At 67.7% G+C, this 20,803-nt stretch carries 17 protein-coding genes; 4 read left to right on the forward strand and 13 right to left on the reverse strand.

Annotated elements, in window-relative coordinates:
- From ABZT06_RS48755 to ABZT06_RS48815, 13 genes are all read right to left on the reverse strand, one after another.
- The coding region (locus tag ABZT06_RS48755; protein WP_355755996.1) for a transposase family protein at nucleotides 1–368 on the reverse strand (368 nt) is incomplete at its 3' end.
- Nucleotides 369–377: 9 nt separating this feature from the next.
- Entirely contained in the window at nucleotides 378–1,538 is a 1,161-nt protein-coding gene (locus ABZT06_RS48760) for a hypothetical protein (RefSeq protein ID WP_355755969.1), read from the reverse strand.
- The gene (locus ABZT06_RS48765; protein ID WP_355755971.1) at nucleotides 1,522–2,355 is read right to left on the reverse strand and encodes a thiopeptide-type bacteriocin biosynthesis protein; all 834 of its coding nucleotides are present in this window, start codon (nucleotides 2,353–2,355) and stop codon (nucleotides 1,522–1,524) included. The genes ABZT06_RS48760 and ABZT06_RS48765 overlap by 17 nt, the downstream gene beginning before the upstream one ends.
- Nucleotides 2,352–3,254 (reverse strand): endonuclease/exonuclease/phosphatase family protein, encoded by a 903-nt coding sequence (locus ABZT06_RS48770; protein WP_355755973.1) that lies wholly within the window; start codon nucleotides 3,252–3,254, stop codon nucleotides 2,352–2,354. The genes ABZT06_RS48765 and ABZT06_RS48770 overlap by 4 nt, the downstream gene beginning before the upstream one ends.
- Before the next feature lie 37 nt (nucleotides 3,255–3,291).
- Entirely contained in the window at nucleotides 3,292–4,536 is a 1,245-nt protein-coding gene (locus ABZT06_RS48775) for a lanthionine synthetase C family protein (RefSeq protein ID WP_355755975.1), read from the reverse strand.
- Nucleotides 4,533–7,436: a lantibiotic dehydratase gene (locus tag ABZT06_RS48780; RefSeq protein ID WP_355755977.1), complete on the reverse strand. Its 2,904-nt coding sequence runs from the start codon at nucleotides 7,434–7,436 to the stop codon at nucleotides 4,533–4,535. The genes ABZT06_RS48775 and ABZT06_RS48780 overlap by 4 nt, the downstream gene beginning before the upstream one ends.
- A gap of 78 nt (nucleotides 7,437–7,514) precedes the next feature.
- Nucleotides 7,515–7,697 (reverse strand): FxLD family lanthipeptide, encoded by a 183-nt coding sequence (locus tag ABZT06_RS48785; RefSeq protein ID WP_355755978.1) that lies wholly within the window; start codon nucleotides 7,695–7,697, stop codon nucleotides 7,515–7,517.
- 65 nt (nucleotides 7,698–7,762) lie between these two features.
- Complete coding sequence (fxlM, locus tag ABZT06_RS48790; protein ID WP_355755980.1) at nucleotides 7,763–8,968, reverse strand: methyltransferase, FxLD system; 1,206 nt, start codon at nucleotides 8,966–8,968, stop codon at nucleotides 7,763–7,765.
- Between the two features lie 345 nt (nucleotides 8,969–9,313).
- Complete coding sequence (locus tag ABZT06_RS48795; RefSeq protein ID WP_355755982.1) at nucleotides 9,314–10,150, reverse strand: zinc-dependent metalloprotease; 837 nt, start codon at nucleotides 10,148–10,150, stop codon at nucleotides 9,314–9,316.
- 197 nt (nucleotides 10,151–10,347) lie between these two features.
- Nucleotides 10,348–11,745, reverse strand: coding sequence for a glutamine synthetase family protein (locus tag ABZT06_RS48800; protein ID WP_355755984.1), 1,398 nt, complete (start codon nucleotides 11,743–11,745; stop codon nucleotides 10,348–10,350).
- A complete protein-coding gene (locus ABZT06_RS48805; protein ID WP_355755998.1) occupies nucleotides 11,742–13,238 on the reverse strand; it encodes an amino acid permease in 1,497 nt (498 codons plus the stop codon). Before ABZT06_RS48805 ends, ABZT06_RS48800 begins: the two co-directional genes overlap by 4 nt.
- Nucleotides 13,239–13,370: 132 nt before the next feature.
- Entirely contained in the window at nucleotides 13,371–14,363 is a 993-nt protein-coding gene (locus ABZT06_RS48810) for a hypothetical protein (protein ID WP_355755986.1), read from the reverse strand.
- Between the two features lie 699 nt (nucleotides 14,364–15,062).
- Nucleotides 15,063–15,485, reverse strand: a complete 423-nt coding sequence (locus ABZT06_RS48815; RefSeq protein WP_355755988.1) for an ATP-binding protein — start codon at nucleotides 15,483–15,485, stop codon at nucleotides 15,063–15,065.
- A 170-nt stretch (nucleotides 15,486–15,655) separates the two neighbouring features.
- Here ABZT06_RS48815 and ABZT06_RS48820 point away from each other — a divergent pair, with 170 nt between their 5' ends.
- The 4 genes from ABZT06_RS48820 (at nucleotide 15,656) to ABZT06_RS48835 (ending at nucleotide 20,412) form a co-directional block, all read left to right on the forward strand.
- Nucleotides 15,656–16,900 carry an XRE family transcriptional regulator gene (locus ABZT06_RS48820; protein ID WP_355755990.1) on the forward strand — a complete coding sequence of 415 codons (1,245 nt, stop codon included), beginning with the start codon at nucleotides 15,656–15,658 and terminating at the stop codon, nucleotides 16,898–16,900.
- Entirely contained in the window at nucleotides 16,885–17,427 is a 543-nt protein-coding gene (locus ABZT06_RS48825) for a GNAT family N-acetyltransferase (protein ID WP_355755992.1), read from the forward strand. The genes ABZT06_RS48820 and ABZT06_RS48825 overlap by 16 nt, the downstream gene beginning before the upstream one ends.
- 77 nt (nucleotides 17,428–17,504) lie before the next feature.
- Nucleotides 17,505–18,233: an A24 family peptidase gene (locus ABZT06_RS48830; protein WP_355756000.1), complete on the forward strand. Its 729-nt coding sequence runs from the start codon at nucleotides 17,505–17,507 to the stop codon at nucleotides 18,231–18,233.
- A gap of 313 nt (nucleotides 18,234–18,546) precedes the next feature.
- Complete coding sequence (locus tag ABZT06_RS48835; RefSeq protein ID WP_355755994.1) at nucleotides 18,547–20,412, forward strand: DUF2637 domain-containing protein; 1,866 nt, start codon at nucleotides 18,547–18,549, stop codon at nucleotides 20,410–20,412.
- The last annotated feature ends 391 nt before the right edge of the window (nucleotides 20,413–20,803 follow it).

Below are 20,803 nucleotides of genomic sequence, written 5' to 3' on the forward strand. Positions count from 1 at the left end.
AGCGTGCGGAGCCGAAGGCCGGGAGCGATGGTGCAGCCCCGCTGTGCCAGCAGCGGCCGCAATTCACCGATCGCACGCGTGATCGTAGAGCGGTCCACGCCGAACCAGCAGGCCAGCACGTCGTGAGTGGCGCCATGGCGAAGGTGAATCAACGTGGCCAGCAGCCGGTCGACGAACACGAGCTTGTGTTTGGCACCAGCCCCGACAGCTCTCCGCCGTGGACGCGAGGCGAGTCCCGCCTGATGCCGTTCGTGCCACAACGGGCCGATCTCCGCTACGAGTTCGGCGATCACCTCTGCGCTCAGTCCAGTGATCTGCTGATTGCGAATGACCGCTGCGCGCGTCCGGCTCCCCACCACGCCAACCATGATCAACGATCAAGGTCTCGATGTGCCACCGCCAACCATGCACGAGCTCGTTAGGCAAGCATGATCTTGGCGGGTAACGCTGTCCCGGATGGTGTGATCGCTGGTACGTACCGCATGGTCCAGTTGGTCACGTAACTCATCGGGGATGGTTCCTGCTCCGAGTGCACAGGAGGTGAGGAGAAGTCGGCATTCCTGTGCCTCTCGATCGGTAGCGAGGGTGGCCCACAGGGGGTGTGCCAGGATCTCTCGGGCGGCATAGCCGTCGGAGGTCTTGATCGTCCTTCGGTGCAACTCCTCGACCACGGCGCGTGCTTCAGGCTCTTCGTGCCAGGTGAACAGGTCCAGGGTGGCGAGCCCGAGCTGCGTGTGGAACACGGTGAGGTCGTCCGCGTCTAGAGCCCCGAGGTGCCTGGTTACCAGGTTCTGCAGGGTCTGTTGCCAAGGCAGTCCTGCGGTTCGGTGGCACACGGTGCTCAGGCAGTCGGTCACCGCGACTTCCCAGGGTTCACCAGGCTTCGTGTCGGCCAGGAGGCTGTTGGCACGGAGGGTGTCTCCGGCGGTGAGGGCGGCGAGGACGGCGACCTGGCGGCCGTCGAGCATGCGCTGTCCGACTCCGTGGTGTGCTTCGACGTGGGTGAGTGCTTCAGCCCAGCGGCCGGCAGTGGTCAGGGCGCGCGTTCCGTCAGCGAGGAGAACTCGCCATAGCCAGGCTCGGACCTCTTGGCGGTCGCCGGCTGTTGAGGTGAGGCCGGATGGCACGGCCACGTCCTCGAACAAGGTGATGGGGGTGTTGGTGCTGACCGCGTCGAAGAGCTGGAGGAGCGTACGGCGGCCGTCGTCGTATTGCCCGGCGCGGATGGCGAGGCGGGCGAGGTTGATGAGGGGTTCTAGGGCTCGGATTGCGGCCTTGCCGGGCAAGGGAGCGGCGTCCAGGTAGGCGGCTGCGTGCTGGTGGCACAGCGTGTGGGCCATGTCCGGCACACCGGTATCGGAGGCGATCAGCGCGGCCTGGTTGTAGACCGTGGAGGCCATGCTCGCATCGCCCGTCCTTGCCGCGCTGTCGGCGAGTTCGGCGAGCGCCTGAACACGCTGGGGCAGGGGATGGCAGGCCGGGCGGGGGCGAGCGATGAGGGGGAAGCGCCGGGCCAGGGCGTCAGGAATTATCCACACGGTTTGCGACGCTCCTTTCCGTGGTCGGGTCGGGGCCGAAGACGACGGTTTTCGCGGCGGCGGCGAGGGCGGCCTGGGTGGCGTAGGGCAGGCCGATGCGGTTGAAGGCGAACAGCGTGTGATGGGCGAGGACGTCGCGCAGCCCGCGGTGAAGCAACCCCAGCTCCATGAGGTGGGCCAGCTCCTGCCCGGCGTCGCTGTAGGCGCGGGCCCAGTGCGCAAGGTGGGTCAGCGGCCCGCCGGTGCGCATCAACTCGTCCCCGTTCACGGAGATCAACCGGTGTACGGCAGTTTGGAGTTGCTCGCGGCTCTCCGGTGTGGTGGTGCCCGGGGGCGTCTCGCGGTGAGCGGCAACGCGTGCCCAGACGTCGCCCTGTTCGTACCAGTCCAGCCCGGCGGAGCGCATCAAGATGGTGCACAGCATGAGAGACGTCTCGCGCCGGTGCGGGCCGCCCTTGCGCTGAAGGTGTTCGAGCAGACTGCGGCTGTCGTGGTGGAAGAGGCGGTGCGCGCTGGCCATGGCTTCGGTGCCACCGAAGGCATGGGCCTCGGGCTCGTAGACGATCTTCGTCCACGCGGTGATGGCCCCCTCGGCAACCAGCGTGTCGAGACTCTGGGCTGTGTGCTCTGCTCCTCCGGCTGCGGGCAGGTAGCGCACCCGCCAGCACGGGTGCTTGCGGATGATGAACCACCGGGCCAGGGCGCCTTCGTCCTCGCCCACGCGCAGTATGGGTGCGAGTCGGGATGCGCCGATGGTCTCAGCGTTCTCCCATTCCGGGAACACGAGATTGGCCTGCCGCCAGGCCGGCAGGGTCATCGGAGGGCCTTTGCGGTGTGTGCAGCGGCCAGAGGCGGTCTCAGCACGCGTTCGAGGCGCATCCGGTAGAAGCGCAGGATCAGCAGGGAGTGGTCGGAGGCTTCTCGGGTGTCGTCGTTGTCGACGACTTCGACGCTGTGCAGCGCGGAGGCGAGGCCGCCTGTCCCGTAGGCGCGGTCGATGCGCTGGGGACCGCCTTGGTCGGGTTTGCCCTGTCCGGCGGTGGCGTTGAGGGCCTCGGGCTGGCCAAGGTGGTCGGCGGCGTAGCGGGCGAGGTCGAGGTAGCCGGCGTCGGTCAGGGCGGCGTCGGGGCGGGTGTCGCTGCGGCGGTGTCCGTCGGCGTCGAGATAGGTCCGGTGGACCATGTGTGCGCGGTCGGTCACCGTGGCCCAGTCGGGCAGGGCGAGGCGTTCGGGATTGCGCGGGTAGCTGTTGGTGTCGCCGGCGGCGATAGTGACTGCCCCCGCGTGCATGGCCGTCCAACCCGCCTCTGTTAACCGCTGGTTGGCGTCGAAGCAGCACATGTGGAGGGAGATGAGGTTGAGTGGCACAGGACAGGTGCCGAGCCGCGCGACCACGTGGCAGGGGTGCAGCCACCACGGCTTGGCGCGGGGGCGTGCTTCGACGACGGTGAACATCGTGGGGCGCAGGTAGACGGCGGTCGCGATGTCGGCGTCCGCGTACGGGTTGGGTGCGGAGAGGAAGCCTCGCAGGCTCAGCCGCTTCTCCGTGGCGTGCAGGAGTTCGCTGCCCCGCTCGCGGCTGAACTTGGCCTCCTGTTGGAGGAAGATGTCCGGCTCGTACTCGGTGAGGACGTCGAGTGCGAGATGCCGGTGTTCGCCGTTGCGGCCGCCGTCGGCCTTGATGTTCCATACGGCGGCGGTCACGAGGTCGGTCACTTCAGACCTTTCGGTGTCGGTACGGATGGGCGCGGGATCAGGCCAGAGCGAGGAAGGTGTCCCAGTGTGGGGCGGGCGCACGGCCCGTTGCCACGGTGTGCAGGGCGAGTGCTGTTCCGGCTGTTCCATCCAGGAGTTCCGGGTTGGGGTCGCTCTGGCTGAGTGCGGTGATCAGGCGGTCGGTCAGCCGTGGCAGCTCGGCGGTGATCTCGGGATTGTCCGTCTCGGTGGCCATCCGCCATGCCGCGTGCAGGAGCCCGGCCATGCCGTGGCACAGCCCGGTCTCGGGGAGCGTGTCCAGTTGGAGAGGGTCTTGCAGGGCGGCGAGAATGGCGTTCTCGGCCATCGCGACGCGTGTCGGGTCTCCGAGGGCGAGTCCGGCCAGCTGCTGGGCACGGGCGGTGCCGCTGGCGCCGTAGCACCAGGATGGCCGGGGGCGAAGGGAGGAGTGGACCTGGTCGTCGGTCATCTGTGGGATCGAGAGGTGTCCCGGCCACCACGGCGCGGTCTCGTCGCCTTGCCGCCACTGGTCCGTCCAGGAGCAGATCCTCGCGATCGCGTCGACCAGGCCGGACACGGTCAGTCCGCCGAGCAGGGCCTGCGAGAGGACGGCGAGGGTGGAGCCGATGCCGTGGGCGAGCCCGAGGTTGCCGTGCCCGCCGGGGTAGTCGGGGTGAAGGACGCCGCTGGGGGCGACGTCTGTCCACCACGGCGGCAGCCCGGCCGGGTCGGGGATGGGCTCGGTCAGGCGTACCAGGTAGGCGATGACGTCGGAGGTGATTGTGTGGTGCGGGTGGCGGCTGAGGTGATAGGCGCCCAGGCCGGACAGGCCGCGGATCAGGTCGAACTCTTCCATGAGGGGGCGCTCGCCGCGGGTGATGCGCTGGTGGGCGGCGGTCAGCCGGGTGAGGGTGAGGGTGAGGGTGGCGGTGTCCGGACGGGCAAGGACGGGCAGGTAGCGGCTCGATGTGCTGGTCGCCCGGTGCAGCACGTACGCGAGGGCGGGAGCGCCGAAGTACAGGTTCGCGTTGGCTGCGGCGCTGACTTCACCGTGCACGGCCGCCTTCAGCCAGGCGTGTGCGGTGGACCAGTCTCCGTGCCCGGTCCGGGCGCGTTCGATGTGCAGCAGGGCGATGCCCGAGGCGCCTCCGGCCAGCGACTGGGGCCAGGACCGGCCGCCGTCGGGGCGTCCGCCGGGCCACGCGGTGCTTGGGTCGGCCAGTCCGTCGGCCAGACGATCGACGGTTTCCAGTGCGGTGAGGGCGGGAGCGGTGGTGATCACGGTGTACTCCTTGCGCGGGCCGTCCAGCTGAGGGCAGCGACTCTGGCCAGGTGAAGGTGGGTGCGTTCCTCGGGCAGTCCCGGCCCGCGCATCCGGACGTGGTGGAGGTGCAGTAGGTCCGGCAGCAGCTCGTCCGGACGGAAGGCCGTGTCCGCGAGCGCGCGGCGGTAGTCGGCCAGTGCCCCACGCCGGGCGGACCAGGCAGCGGTGACGTGCTCGCTCAGGCCGGCTGTTGGCGCGTTCACCAGGTCAACGGCTTGGCGGTAGACGGTGCGGGGCGGGGCGTCCTGCTTAGTGCGTGTGTGCTCGATCAGCCACTGCATCGCCGCGGTGCTGTCGCCGAGCAGGCCCACGGCGATGTCCACCATGCTCGCGGCGGTCACCGCGCGAGGGTCGGGGACCTCCGTTCCGGTCTGGGCGGCGAGCTGGGATACGGCGGCGGCGGAGTCGGCGGCGAAGTACCGTTCGGCGGCGTCGAGGGCGGTGGGGCCGCCGAATCGGGCGGTCTGCGGGTGGTAGGTCTCCACACCGGCGTGCGTGATCAAACCGTGTTGCCGCAGGCGGCGCGTGCACTCGCCGATCGACTCGAGGACGGCGCCGAGGGTCCCGGGCTGGCAGGTCAGGCGGAGGCGAAGGTGGTCGCCGGGGTCGCGATAGCGGATGAACCACCATGGAGGATTGCCCAGTTCGTGAAGCAGGGCCGCCAGGTGCCGGGTCAGGATGGGGTTTTGCCGGTCGCGATGGCCGTGGAGGTGAAGGGAGATGCGGTCCTCGCATCCGGGCAGGTGACCGTGCTCCCGATTGACCGCGCGGCCTGTCACGCGGACGGGGATGATGTTCTGTTCGGTGCTCAGGGGGATGACGACTTCGTGAGCACGGCCTCCGGTCCAGCCCAGGTCCTTCGCATGTGGCGCCGGGCACAGCGTCACGGTGCCGTCGCGGTCCAGGTGGACGCGCAGCAGGGCCCGGTGGGACGGCTCCGCCAGGTCCAGGGCCATGCGCTGGTCGTCCTCGCTCAGGTACACCTGCTCAGGCAGGTGGACCTCGCGGCGCCATCGGGTCAGGGACTCCTCCCACTGCGGCCATGGTGCGGATGCGGGAGGCAGGTCCTCTCGCGTCAGGAGCCAGCGGGCCGGGGACAGGATCGTCCGGCCGTAGCGCAACGCGGGCAGGAACGGCAGGCTGGACGCGGCCGTCCCCCACCTGAATCCGGTGCAGGGGATGGCCATCGCGGCGGGTGCCTCCGTCAGGAACCGGCACAACGGGTGGGAGCGGTGGCCCAGGTCCACAGCGTTGAGCAGCAGTGTGTGGACGGGGCGGCGGTGGGACAGCGAGACGAGGTGTAGCTGTTCGGCGTCGGCGGTGACCGCGAGGTCTGTGAGAGGAACGAGGCGGGTGTCCGGGCTGTGGTAGTCGCCGAGCGAGATCACCCACTCGGTCGCTTGCGGGGCGCGGGCGACGTTCTCGGCCGACGCCGACAGAGGGGTGGAGCTGATCTGCGCGCTGAGCGCGTCTCGGTGCACGGCAGGCAGAGCGCCGTAGGCCTCGGTCATGCGGCGGCGGTCTTCGTCGTCGAGCAGATACACAAATCGTCCGGTGGTCGCTCCGGCCGAGCGCGCCACCCCGACCACGTTCAGGGTGAACTCCCCCTGGTGGAGGGCGGCAACGCTCTCGGCGTGGATGCGCACGGTCAGTTCCGTGCTCGGCTGGATGGGACGGCCCGGATCGACGGTGGACAGGTCCTCGATCGCCGCATCATCGAGCTGGATTTCAAGGCGGCCCTGCATGCCGGCGGTGTACGCGAGTTTGATGAGGCGGCCAACACGGTCGGGCAGCGGGGAAGCCGTCGGCGCGGCGGTGGCACCGAGGAACCCGGGCGGATAACCGAGCACGTCGATCGCGTCCAGAACGGGGACGGCCGCCCGCGGCCCGTACCGGTCCAGGAAGCGGCGATGCCACTCGGCCCAGCCGGTCAGGGACGCCTGTGGTGCGAGGCGGATGAGGGCCTTCGCTGCCGCTTCCGCCTCCTGCACGACGGCCGTAGGTACGGTCAGGTCCCAGTCCACCCGTAAGTCGAGCGCGGACCTGGGGGCCGACTGGATCTCCGCTGCCTCAGTGGGCGGGAGGTGGGCTGCCTGGTCGATGAGGGCGGTGAGCGGGTCGGTTGCCGTCATCGCCGGCCGGAGACTCGTCAGCAGGACCCGTTGCCTGACCAGGTCTGCGATGAGGCGGTCGATCACGGAGGGCGGTGCGCTCGGGAAGCTGGTCGACAGCTTCACGACGAGGTCGCTCCACACGACGTGTGTCCTGGCCCCGTCCAGGGCCTCGCGGATCGGTGCGGTCAAGCGGACCTGCACGTGATCTGGGCGTCGGTCGAGGGTTCCGCTCGGGCGGTGCTCGATCACCACGTACCCGTCGCGTTCGACGAGGGGGCTGGAGGCGAGCAGCATCAGGCGGGGCCTCAGCGCCGGGTGCTGCTCGAAGTAGTCGATGAGGACTGCACTGTGTGCCGCGTCTACTCGGGCGGTGGAGCGGTGATCGGTGCCGACGCGGAGGGCGGGCGCCGTACCTATTCGTGCGGCCGCAATGCCGGCGAACAGGCCGAACGGAGTTGGCCGGGTGCGAGCACGCAGCAGATAGCGCAGCACGGTGACCACCGTGCGCCGCACGGCAGAGTCCGGGACCGGCCGGCCCGCGCAGATCTGCTCCACCCGGGTCGCGAGGTCGGGGCTGGCTGCCTTGATGGCCGCCGCGAAGTCGGCGTCGCACCAGGTGTGTTGAAGCCACGATCGCCAGGACGTTGGGTCCGCGAACGCGCCGGTGAGGTCCGGCCATACTGTCTGGCTGTCGGGATTCCAGACAGGTGCACGGACCAGTGCTGCATGAATGTGGCGATACATATGCCTCTCCTGAGACTCGCGGTGCCCGGCCGCGCTCGTGGTGCGGCCGGGCCACCGCGGTGGACGCGGTTGGTGCTGCTACGGGCAGCTCGTGCACGCGGTCGCGCACGTGGAGTTGCAGCCGTCGTCCGTCATGCGGATGAGCTGGTCCGCAGAGGAGCCGCCCTCGACGATGGAGATGCCGAGGATGAAGTCATCGAACTCCTCCGCTTCGTCGGCCGGTTGCGTAGGTATGGCCGGTCGCTCCACTTGAACGGTCATCTGTGCCTCCTTGAGGTAATGAGGAATGGTGCAAGGTCCCGGAGCCCGTTCCGGACTCCGGAGTCTTAGGTCCAGGACGCGGTGACGATCCCGTGCCGGCGCAGTACGGCGTCCTGCGGCAGAGGCGACGGAGCGGGACCCGGCAGATACCGGAACGTCGCAGCTCCCCGGCGACGGTGGTGTTCGGCCCACCGGCGCAGCAGCTCTGCATACTGGGCGGCGAGAGATTCGGCCTGCGGACCGTGGGCAATGACGCCGCTCTCGAAGCCCCCGATGGCCTCGTTGTCGCGGCGGGTGCGGTAGGCGATGCTGTCCTCGCTGACCAGGGTGGGCACCCCAAACTGGACTGCCGGTGTCAACAGCCCTCGCTCGATGACGTCCTTGGCTGCGTGCAGCCGGACGGGACGCGGCAGGTTGAGCGTGAGGTACAGGTCCAGCTCGTCTGGTAGGTCCCATGCCGCGCCCGACCAGTGGACCAGCCGGGGGGTGTTGAGGGCATGATTCAGCGCCTGCGGGTTGAGGGGCACCCGCACGTCATCGGTCTGCGCGACGACGCCCTCCCGCAGCAGTACCTTGCGTTCATCGGCGGCGCCCTCGCCCTGCATCGGTACGAAGTGCGCCAGACGGTAGGAGCGGCTGAGCAGTCCCGCACCCTCACGGTCGAAGGCGATCGAGCGGGTCGTGCCGCATACCGTCAGCGGAACGACGAGCCTGCCCTTCTCCGCGAGTCCTTCGATCCATGACGGGGGGATGTCCCACGCTGCCGCGGTGACGATGATCCGGTCGTAGTGCGCTCCATCGGGCAAGCCCCTCTCGCCATCGGCGAGGACCGTCTTCACCTGCTGGTATCCGGCCTCGTCCAGGCACAGGCGGGCACGGTCGACGATGTCTCGGTCGATGTCGACCGTGGTGACTTCACCGTCGCTACCCACGAGTTCCTGGAGGTAGGCGGCGTTGACGCCGCCCGAGCCGATCTCCAGGACCTTCATCCCGGGCTCGATGTCGGCCTGCTCCAGCATCACACCCTGGAGGTGGGCGGCGGACATGACGCTGACGTTCAGGCCGTTCTCATCTTTCTTGACCGGCACAATCCGGTGGAGATCGTAAACGACCCCCAGGGACGCCTCTGGTGCGAACTGGTGTCGGGGCACGGCGGCGAAGGCCGCAGCAACCGAGTCGGACGTGATCGCGTCCTGATCACGCAGCGCACGAACCATGTCCGCACGCAGCCTCTTGGGATCGCGAACGGTCGAGTCATCAACGGGAGTCATCCGATTACCTACTTCTGTTTTGGCGGGGTGCCTGTAACCGAGGCCGGACTGGTGGCTGAAGGGGACGCTAGCCAGGGCGTCGCCCCTGACCCCGGTCACGCGCCGAGGTGCGGGACAGCTGATCAACTTCGATTGGAACTTCATCAATTGGGGGCTCAGGAAGGGCTCTGGTTTGGTCGGCCAGTTGTTGATGGCTCAGGTGTCCCCATGAGGGATCTCCACGGGTCAAGGCGGACGGCGAATCGCGCAGTCTGCTGGGACAGTTCGAACAGCAGGTGCAGCACGACATCGGTGATGCGGTCCATATGGCTTGAGCCGTCGGACTCGGCGGAATGGAGAAGGAGGTCAGGCACCGAGGTAGCCCCGCTCGATGCGGCGGACCCAGGCATCAGGATCGGCGATCTCTTCCTCGGTGGGAAGGAAAGCCGCGTCCTTCCAGATCCGGTTGACCAGGTCGGTACCTCCTGCGGCCACGGCGCGCCCGATGAGGCGGGCGCCCTGTTCGTACGCTGCGCGGCTGGGGCCGAGGCGCCGGATGCCGGGGAGTGCGTTGTGGGTGCGGTGGCGCCAGGACTTCGGCGATTGCCGGTGATCGGCCGGCGTGCCGAACAGGCGGGCGGTGACTTGATGGTCGGCCCAGTCGGCATGTCCCTCAAGGACGGCCGAGGCGCCGCCCGCCGTGATCCCCCGCTTCTGCGGGAAGAAGGTGGTCCAGACCGCGCCGCCGTGCGCATCGGCCTGCGCCTGGTGGACGAGTTCATGGGCGACTACCTGGTGAAGGGCAGGTTCGTTGACCAGCAGCCCACCATGGTGGAGGGCTTGGGGAGCGACGATCGTCTCGCTGCGGCCATCGTCAGCTGTCAGAGTGCTGCCGAGCACCAGGGGCCAGACCAGGACGGGGACGAATCCCATGATCCTCAGCCCGGTCCGAACGGCGTCGATCTCCTGCGAGGTCAGCTCGAGATCGGCAATGTCGCGGGACAGGGTGCGGTGTTGGCTCTTGCGGGTCTCGTCCCGCCATGCCTTGGGGGTCAGCAGGCGGAAGCGGACCTCCTGTGTGAGGGGGAGGTCGGTTATCTCCGTCACCGTCGGCGCAACCCGGTGGAGTATCCGGTCGATCTGCTCGGCCAGGTCCGGATGGCGTTGGGTTTCGTCAAGCACGGTGAAGCGGGTCTGGGTCACTGAAGGTCCTGTCCAGAAGGAGTCGGTCTGGTCGGTTCTCGTGGCCCCTCGCCCCCCGGGTCACCGTCTTGTCCCGGGGAACGAGGGTGTCTGGCGTGCCCCGTCGCCGAGCGGGGAGTCGTGCTCGGCGACGGGGTCGCGGGCCCGCGCACGGCAGTGGCTACGACGGGGCTGCCGTACGCGGGGGTCGGTGGCCGTCAGGCCGTGGTGAATCCCCGGCGCAGTTCGTGGTCGGTCACGGTCGTTCGGTGAGCGGCGATTTCATGCCGGGCGGCGTTCGTGTAGTGCTCGACCCCTGCCGGGGTGAGCAGGTCGGACGCCGGGAGCGGGCTGCTGTGGAGGGCAGCAAGCGCTTCTTCCAGCGAGCCCGGCACCGGCGGAGCCCCGGCCTCCTCGAAGGCGTTGGTGACGCACGGGTGGGGCGGGTCGAGTTTGTGGTCGAGGCCATGCCGGGCGGCGGCAAGGACCGCTGCGAGTGTGAGATAGGGGTTGGCATCGGCGCCGGGGAGGCGGATCTCCAGGTGGAGGTTGTCGCCGCGGCCGACGACCCGGATGGCACAGGTCCGGTTGTCGCGGCCCCAGGCGAAGTTGACCGGGGCGAAGGTTCCGGGAACGAAGCGTTTGTAGGAGTTGGGGGTAGGGGCGTAAAGCAGGGCCAGGTGGGGCAGGACGTCGAGCAGTCCGGCGATGACGTGGCGGGCCGCCTCCGGCATGCGCCCGCCGGTTTCGGCGAACAGGGGTACGCCGTCGTGTACGAGGGAGAGGTGGATGTGGCAGCCGCTGCCGACCCCCGTGGCGGGCGCGGCCATGAAGGTCGGTACCAAGTTGGAGTGTCCGCCGATGGCCCGCGCCGCGTGCTTGAGCAGGAGATGAGTGTCGGCCGCCGCCATCGGATCGCCGTAGGGGAACGTGATCTCCACCTGGCCGGGGGCGCTCTCTGTCTTGATCGCCTCGACCGGCCGCCCGGCGCCTGCGAGACACTCCTCCAGATCCTGCAGGAAGCGGTCCATCACCCGTGGGTAGTCGAGGGAGTAGTCCCGGTTGTCGGTGTCCACCGGTTCTATCTCGATGGAGCCGGTCTCCGCGACGTCGGCGTAGTTGTCGTGGCAGAGCACGAACTCGGTCTCCAGCCCGACCTGCGCGACGATTCCCCGGGAGGCGAGGCAGCTGAGTTGCTCCCACAGGATCTGTCGGGGAGCCACAGCCACGGGTTGTCCATCGTGGCCGATGGCCTCGGCGAAGACCAGGGCGGTGCGCGGCATCCAGGCCAGTTGGTAGACGGCGTCTGGGTCGGGGAGCAGTCCCATGTCGCCGTAGCCGGTGTCGAAGGAGGCCAGGGCGAAGCCGTCCAGCGGGCGCATGTCCACGTCGGTGGCGAAGACGTACGCGCACATGTCGGCGCCGCCAGCCGCCACGCTGTCCAGGAAGTGAGCTGCGCCGAATCGCTTTCCCTTCAACCTGCCCTGCATGTCGGGCACAGCCAGCAGCACGGTGGTCACGGTGCCGCTCTCCACCAGGAGTCGCAGGTCCTCGAACCCGCTGGTCGCCTGCTGGGAGGGGCCATTTGTTGCGGCCGGGCTGGGAGGCTGGCTCATACGACGTTCTCCGCCATGTCGTCGCGCTCGGCGGCGGTGCCGTACTCGGGGATGCCGTAGCTGCGGTGTCCGCGGGTGGACCACAGGACGGCGGCCAGGGCCAGCACGCTCAGCAGGGCGACGGGGGCATAGTTGAACGTGTCGACGGTGACCGGGCTGACCGCGGGCAGGCAGAACAGCACGGTGACGAAACCGACCCAGATCACGGCAATCCAGCCGATTGGCTTGCTCCAGCTCCCGAGATGCCAAGGACCGCGTACGAAGTGCCTGCCAGCGCGCAGCCGCAGGTACACCGGGATGGCGTACGCCGGGGTGATCCCGATGACGTTGATCGAGACGATGGCCGTGTACGCCGTGGCGGAGTGCAGCGACGGCAGGGCGAGAACGAAGGGGACGGCGACTGACAACCAGACGGCCGCAACAGGGGTCTTGGTACGGGCGCTCAGGCGCTTCCACATGTTGGAGAGCGGCAGGGCGTTGTCGCGGGAGAAGGCGAACACCATGCGGCTGGCGGAGGCCAGTCCCGCGTTCGCGCAGAACAACTGCGCCACGATGACGACCAGCAGCAGGGCCTTGGCCGCTGTTGGGCCGAGAGCGTCAAGGAAGATCTGAGCGGGCGGTACCCCGGTCGCACTCCCCACGGTGCCGGCGTAGTCCTGGATCGCGAAGAGCATCCCGGCGAGCAGGACGAAGCCCACCACCCAGGACCAGAAGATCGAACGGACGATGCCTCGGGCCGCGCTGATCTGGGCGTGATTGGTTTCTTCGCTCAAGTGCGCCGAGGCGTCGTAGCCGCTGAAAGTGTACTGGGCCAGCAGCAGTCCGAGCAGACCGACGTAGAGGGGGTTGCTCCATCCGGTCCCGTTGGAGAATTCGCCGAAGACAAACGCGGCCGACTGGTGATGGGAGGGCACCAGCACGAGCGCCCCGACGATCGCCGCGACGCCGGCCAGGTGCCACCACACGCTGATCGAGTTCAGGATGGAGACCAGGCGCACGCCGAACAGGTTGAGGGTGGCCAGCAGCAGGAGGATGGCTGCGAAGATGCCCAACGTCCTTTCTGGGGTGGGGGCGATGCCCCATTGGAGGTTGAGCCAGGCCCCGGTGAACAGTGCGGTCCCGTAGCAGCCGCCAGCCATCCCGCCCAGGAGGCCGAGCAGGTTGAACCACCCGGTGACGTATCCCCAGCGCGGGCCGCCGAGCTTGCTGGCCATGAAGTACAGGGCCCCGGAGACCGGATACGCGGAGGTGACCTCGGCCAGTGCGGCTCCGACGGCCAGCACCATCAGGCCAACGAAAGCCCAGCCCCACAGCATGACGGCCGGGCCGCCCGTGGTGAGCCCGAAACCGAACAAGGTCATGCACCCGGACAAGACACTGATGATGGAAAAGCTCAGTGCGAAATTGCCGAACGGGCCCATGCGGCGGGCCAGTTCCGGCCTGTAGCCGAGACGCCGCAGCGTGTCGTCATCGTTCAGCGCGCGGCGGGTCATTCTCGGGGAAGACAACGGAGGTACCTCCGGAAACGTGGATGGTGGAGTGCTGGTCACTGCGCCGTGTCGGACACTGCCGTGGGCGGGGGACGAACGTCCGGGGCGGGGCCCGGCAGGTACTTCGGCGACGAGTCATCGGCGTCGCCCCTCGTGCAGCGGCCCGGCTTCCGGATCCCGCACGTAGCGGCTGCGGGCCCGCTCGAACTCCTCCAGCCACCGCTCTGGTGCCTCAGCGATGTACTTCCACGGCACGGGTGTGACGAAGGGCCCGATCGCCTCAAAGACCGCATCGGCCCCCTCGCCGAACCCGCCGGAGTGCAGCGCCTGCGCCAGGTGGTTCAAGTCCAGCGGTGACCACGACCTGGCATCGGCCTGCGGGAACCACCAGGCCAGCGCGCGGAGCGTGTAGTGGGAGACCGGATCCCTCGTCCAGTACAGGGGTGTGAGCAGGCCGTTGGCCCGCTGGATTCCGTAGTGCTCCGCGTGGAGATACAGCGGCAGCAGCACCAGCGGCGACCCTGCCGGCGCCCAGGTCGACACCCAGCGCACGAAGTCGTGCGCGTTCGCCCCGTAGGCCTGCATCGTCTGCAGCATGCGATGCCACGCCTCGCGGTTGCCCGGATCACGCTCCTGGACCTCGCGAAGCAGACCCCACGGCCCGTACGGCAGCATGTATTCCCAGGCCTGCATTCGGTGTTCCGGCCGACGCAGGTACACGTCCGGGGAGTCCACTTGTGCTAAGGCCAGTAAGCCCACCCACGGCACGGGGTCGACAGGCCAGCTCCGCGCCGCCTCCCAGCACGCCCTACGCGCCCGATCAGCCAGCGGCCCCACACCCCGCTGTCCGGCACGATGTGCGTTCAGTGTCCGCTCGACCAACACCCGCGCCCGCATCATCACCGCGTTGACGTGTGGATCCTCCTGCAACCACGCCTCGACGGCATCTCCGTTGGCCGCTGCCGCCGCCAGGACTTGGCTTCGTGAAGTCCGTAATCCCCACGTGGCGCAGGTCTCCAACAGGGCTTTCATCGACCGCCATCGCCCCGCCCGCACGTCGTCCAGCACGACGCGCAGCGCACTGTCGAAGCCAGCCGGGTGGAACCGCGGCTGAGAGGTGGCACTCATGGACACACCCCATGTGCGTGTGCCGCAGCCCCCTCCGCCTCAACCAGTCGCCGACTCAAAGTGAGCAAGGACAGCGGTTCGGAGCGGGTGTTCAGTGCCTGGATAGGGGTCATCAGGGCCTCAGAGGTATGTGAGAGTTGATCGCCGCTATGAGGGCGCGGCGGGCTAGACGAGGGCACGGCGGCCCGGCAGACGCTCAGGCGTGCGCTGCGGTGCGTCGCGTAAACGGGTGGACCACGCGGGGGTCTCAGGCAGGCTTGATCAAGGCGTGACAGATCTTTCCGGTCTCCACGGGGCATAGCGATCTCGGCTCCGAGCTGGCGCGATCCACGGGCCAGAGAGCTGCTCGCCGTCAGCCGACTCTGATGTCATCGCCTCCCCGACGTCGGTGAAGTCGCAGCGGGCGACTTGAGGACGTGCACGACCGGCTTACCAGGAGGACGAAGGCCCAGTGCCGGGAAAATACGGGGTATCGGGGCGCCCGATTAGGAGACAGCACTGGCCAGGAAAGCGTGTGCTATCGCGGCCGCAGCCTCGATGTTCAAGGGAACAGGCAGATGGCTGAGGTGTAGGTGGGATCAGTTGTGTGCGTCGCCGGCTGCGTATTCACAAGACGGCTGGTTGACGTGCGTGATGGCGCTGCGAGGGTCCGCGTGGGGGGTCGGCAGTGTCCCCGCGCAGGCTCTCGCCCCCGCCCTGTTAATGCGGCGGGCTCACCAGCAACTCGCCCCAGACCTGCTTGCCCAAGCGATACATGTCCGTTCCCCAACGCTCGCAGAGAGCGTCGACCAGGAGCAGGCCCCGGCCGCTGGTGAGGAGATCGGCTCCCGGCTTGGTCATTTCCGGCAGCATGCGGGCGTTGTCGACCACCCCGATCCGTACGAACCGTGGGTTGGAGCGGGAGACGACGACCTTGATATATCGGGAGTTGGTGTGCTGAACCGCGTTGGCCACGAGCTCGGTCACGAGGAGAACTCCCGAGTCCTTGAGGTGCTCCGTCTCCCACGCATTGAGCGTTGTGCGTACGAGCTGACGGGCGATCTCGGCGCTCTCCTCCAGACCGGGGAGGATCGCGGAGAACTCCGGGCTCCGGGTGGAGTAGGGCTGCGTTGGCACGATCATCTGAACCTCAGGGGGGTCGGTGTACGACGGCCTACCGCCAGTCAACGACCCTGGACACCGTAAGAGGAGGAAAAGATGGCCACGCATGCATCGCGTACTACCGGAAATTTCTGGGCGCTCAGGCCGACTGACAGTGACTCAGTGGCTACCGTGGAGGTGTGGAAGGGAACGTGAGCCTCACCGTTGCTATGGCTGAGCTTGGCTTCACTCAGGCCGAGTTGGCCGAGAAGGTCAACGGCCTGCTGCGTTCTCGCGGATGCGACGGAACGGTCAGTGACCGAACTGTCCGGAACTGGGTGACCGGAAAAACCAAGTGGCCCCACCTCCGCCAGCGGGAAGCCTTAGAGGCAGTATTCGGGTGTACGGCCGAGGAGCTGGGCTTCCACCCGCCTGCGGCACGCTCCATAACCGATCCGGAGTCACCTGTGAGGCGCAGGACCTTTTTCTCCGCTACCACCGGAACCGCAGTCTCTGTTGTGGCGGCCGATTCTCGGCCCATGAGGGTGGGCTCCTCCGACGTGATCCGGTTCAGAAGCGGTCTTGACGCGCTAATGGCCTTGGATGACAGCCGAGGAGGTCATGAGGGCCTGGAGCGTGCGGCGTTAGCTGGCGCAGACGAGGCCCTCGGTAAGCTCGCCCAGGCGGCCTCGCAGCGCGTCCGTCAGCGATTGTTCTCTCTAGCCGCCGACTACACGGCAACGGCCGCCTGGTCAGCCCTCGACGCCCGTAGACTCGATCAGACTCAGCAGCATCTGGACCGTGCCCTGTACCTGGCAGGGATGGCCAAGGACCCGGTGGTGGAGATGAGGGTCTGGAACTCCTACGCGATGCTCGCCCATCAGCGGCGCGAGTACACACAGGCAGTGGACGCCGGATATGCGGCCCAGGCAACGGCCATCACCCGTCGGAACCCGCTGTTCTCGTCCCTCGCGCACGCTCGGACTGCCATCGCCTATTCCAATCTCGGTGACGAGCAGGCCGCCATCCGCTCCCTGGAGTACGCAAGGGAGGCCCTGGGAAGGGCGTCCACCGACGAGCCCCGGCCGAGCTGGATGGCCTTCTACGGGGATGCTGAACTCTCCGCCATGGCGGCTATCGTGAAGGACCGGATCGGACGGCCTGCGGACGCTGAGGCCGAGTCTCACCGGGCGCTCGGGGCGATTCCCCAGCAGTTCCGCCGGAACCGTGCTCTGGCCATCACGCGGCTTGCTCTGGCTCAGCTCCACCAGCGGGACATCGACCAGGCGTGCGACTCTGCGTCCAAGGTGTTCGACCTCATGGCGGGATACCCGCTCCCCGGCCGCATGCGGACGCTCCTCGGTGACTTCCACCGCGATTTGATCACCCTTGCGCCGGAAGCCGGGGTCGCACGAGAGTGGGGAGACCGCTTCCGAGTCGAATGGAGTCGATCTTGAGTGCCGCTGATCTGGTTGTCCGCCGTTACTCCCATGACGACCTCCCGAAGATCCGTCAGACGCTGATCGACGTACACGCCGACGCCTATGCAGATGCGATGGATGACGAGTTCAACCAGCGCTTCCCGTGGTTCGTAGACAACTGGGGCGGCAACCCGGCCTTCGACTGCGTGATCGCGTACGACGGTGATCAGGCGGCGGCTTTCGCTTACGGCGCCCCGGCGACCCCGCGGCGCGAGTGGTGGCGCGAGCACGTGAACCCCGCACCGGAGAAGCACCAGACCTTCGTCTACTCGGAGCTGGCAGTCCGGACGCAGTACCGAAAGATGGGCGTGGCCGAACTGGTTAGCCGGGCCCTGCTCGATAACCGAGTCGATGACTTGGTGGTCCTCCTCGTCGACACCGACCACCCCAAAGTGCAGCAGATGTATGAGTCCTGGGGTTTCCGGAAGGTCGGGGAGCGTCAGCCGTTCGCGGACTCTCCGGTGTACGCCGTCATGCTTGCTGAACTGCCCTTGGGTTTCTGACTGTCGGTTACCTTGATCGTCTTGTCGAAGTTGAGAGCATGCAGGACGGGGCTGAGCTTAAGCTCCCTTCGGTGGAGATGTCGTGGATCACCGTGGTGGCCGTCCTGTGGGGTGCTGGCACAGGCTTGCTGATACCTCGCGTTGTGTACCGGCTCTCAGTGCCGTGGGAGGAGGCGTCGCGGACTGCGTGCCCAGCAGGGCACCCTTTGAAGGGGATCGCGTCGGGGTGGCTGGGGCTGGCTCATTGTACTGACGGGGATAGGTTCGGGCCCAATACATCCGTCATCTCCGCGGTGGTCGCCACGGTCTGCGGTGCGCTGGCCGTGGCCACTGGTGCCCATCCCGAGTTGGCCGTGTGGCTGTTGCTTGTGCCGATTGCGGTGGTGCTCGCCATCGTCGATGTCGCGGTGCACCGGCTACCCGACGTCGTCATGTTGCCGTTCGTGGCATGCGCGCTCGTCGGCCTGGGAGGTGCCGCGCTGATGCCTGGTGCCAGCGGCAGTTGGCGGGCCGCGCTACTGGGCTCTCTCACGCTCGGCGCTTGTTACCTAGTGTTATTCCTGATCAACCCGGGAGGTTTCGGGTTCGGTGATGTGAAGCTCGCCCCTGCTCTCGGGGCTGTCCTCGGGTGGTATGGCTGGAGGATCTTGCTGGTTGGCACATTCGCCGGGTATCTGTTCGGCGCGTTGTTGGGCGTCGGTCTCATTCTCATGCGACGTGCCGGCCGTAATACGGCGATCCCGTTTGGCCCGTTTCTCCTGGCTGGCGCTTTTGTTGGGATCCTCTCGAGTTCCTGCACCGTGTGAGCGTGCGAGTCGGACGGAATTGGGCGGGCGGCGACGCGGAGGAGCTGGGGTGGCGTACGCCGCGCGCGTATGGCTGGGGCCGGGGGGAGGAGGTCGTCGCTGAGGCGGACTCAGCTGGATGCTCCGTGGCAACGGGCCAGGTGTGTGCACTGAGTGGCCACCGTGGCGGGTTCGGGTTTCTGAGATCGAGGCTGCTAGTGGTGCGGTAGATGAGGAACACGCCTTCCGGCTTGTTCCCATACCCCACAAACGGCCCCCCACGTGACAGTGTGAGAGCCACTCAGTTGAGGGAAGGAACGAGAGGAGCGGGACGGTGGCCGCGGGGAGGGGCGGGTTAGCCAAGCTGACCCGGGCGCATCGGGTTCTCATCGGCGTCGTCGTGTTCGGTGCCGTGATCATCGCTGGCATCGGCTTCGCGGGGTCTTACGCTGCTGTGCGTGAGCTGGCCCTGGAGAAGGGCTTCGGAAGCTTCAGTTATGTGTTCCCGATCGGCATCGACGCCGGCATCTGCGTTCTGCTCGCCCTGGACCTCCTCTTGACCTGGATCCGCATCCCCTTCCCGCTGCTCCGCCAGACAGCCTGGCTCCTGACTGCGGCCACGATCGCCTTTAACGGCGCCGCGGCCTGGCCTGACCCGCTGGGCGTAGGCATGCATGCAGTGATCCCGATCCTCTTCGTGGTCGCCGTCGAAGCGGCCCGCCACGCGATCGGTCGGATCGCCGACATTACGGCCGACAAGCACATGGAGGGCGTCCGCCTCACCCGCTGGCTCCTCTCCCCGATTCCGACCTTCCTACTGTGGCGCCGCATGAAGCTCTGGGAGCTGCGCTCCTACGAGCAGGTCATCAAGCTGGAGCAGGAACGTCTCATCTACCAGGCAAGCCTCCACTCCCGCTTCGGCCGCGCCTGGCGGCGCAAGGCTCCAGTGGAGGCACTCACGCCGCTCCGCCTTGCCCGCTACGGCGTTCCCCTCGCCGAGACGGCCCCGGCCGGGCTGGCCGCCGCCGGCATCGACGAGCCGCCGATCCAGTTCACCGTCGGGCGGGCGCCGATCCCGACACAGCGGCAGAGCCCCGAAATCGAGGCCGGCGTCGGCCAGGAGCACGAACCCATGACTGTGGGCGGCGGGAAGCCCCAGATGTTCGGACAGACGAGAGCCGCGCACCCCGAGCAAACACACGACCTTGGAGATACTGGGAACGGCCCGCACTTCGCCAACGCCTACCAGGACTGGGTGGTTGCCTTCGGATCTGAGCCCACGAGCGCGCAGTTCGCTCTCTGGCTCCAAGACCAGTACGGCATTGCGACCGCAGCCGGCGGGCCGTTGTCCGATGAACAACTTGAACCCCTGCTGACGCTCTTCAAGGAGCGTCATGCGCCCCCCGCCGATCCGGAGACACGTCCTCAGGACGGTCTGGACGGCGCGGACGACGGCTGGGGCGACTACTTCTACAACGCTTGGCTGGCGTACGCGCAGGACCACGGGGGCTACCCCGATGCCGCCACCCTGGCCACGTACGTCTATGGACGGGACCAGATCACTGGTGGAAATGGTCAGCCCTTCACGGCCGAAGACCTGGAGGACTTCGTCTCCGCCTTCCGCCAGCGCGAGTTCGATGAGGCGTCACCGGTGTCCAGTCACCAGGAGATCGCCGACGCGGTTGAGCCTCATGTCACGTATGACGAATCCGACCAGACTCCGGTCGGCGTTAGTGCCCAGCCGGCCAAGGAGAAGCGGCCCTCGCGGGTGAGCGCTCCCATCGATACCCCGCCGCCCGGGCCGGAAGACTCGGCGGGGCAGTGGGCGGCCCTCACCACGGTCGATCGCTACTACCAGGCGTGGATGGAGTACCAGGCCGAGCACGGTGAGGAACCGACGGCCGAACAGCTTTCTGCCTATCTTGTGCAGAAGGACATGCTCGGCCGGGGCGGTAAGCCGGTCAGCCCAGCCACTCTGCGCCGGTACTTCCTGCCGTTCCGCGTCTACAGCGTTTGGGCCGAGCACCGGCTGCGCAGGGAGCAGCCGGAGGCGGACGCTGTTGCGCACGACTGCACAGCGAGAGGCATCACCGCCCAGTACAACAAGCCCGTAACCACCGGCTACGTCACTGCGAATGCCGTGGACTTTGAGCGCCGTCGGCAGGCTCTCCTGGGGCATAACGCCGACGCCCAGCAGTAAGGCCAGCCACGGTGGGGGGTCGGTGTAGCAGGTCCATGCCGTGGCGTTATCGTCCGCGACAGTGGAGCGGCCGGCCTTTCACTCCGACGAAGCCGCCATCGGTGAACTGCTCGCCTTCGCATCCCGGGACGTCGCCCCCGCTAGCAGTGGGGCGCCGAGCATCTGCGCTTACATCGGCTAGAGGGCCTTGCGTGCCGCCCGGCCCGGGCCGTTGAGTAGCTCGCGCATGAGCTGCTCGGTCTCCGTCTCCAGAGAGCAGTCGAGCGCCCGATTGATCTGTTGGACGCGGGTGATGGTGTGATTGAGAGTGCGGTAGTTGGTGTGGGTGGGTGGGTGTGAGCTGGGGTGTTGGGGGTTTTATGAGAAGGGAGGGGGCGCTCTTCTTGAGGTT

Source organism: Streptomyces sp. NPDC005483 (genome assembly GCF_040606035.1).
In the GTDB taxonomy this organism is placed as follows: domain Bacteria; phylum Actinomycetota; class Actinomycetes; order Streptomycetales; family Streptomycetaceae; genus Streptomyces.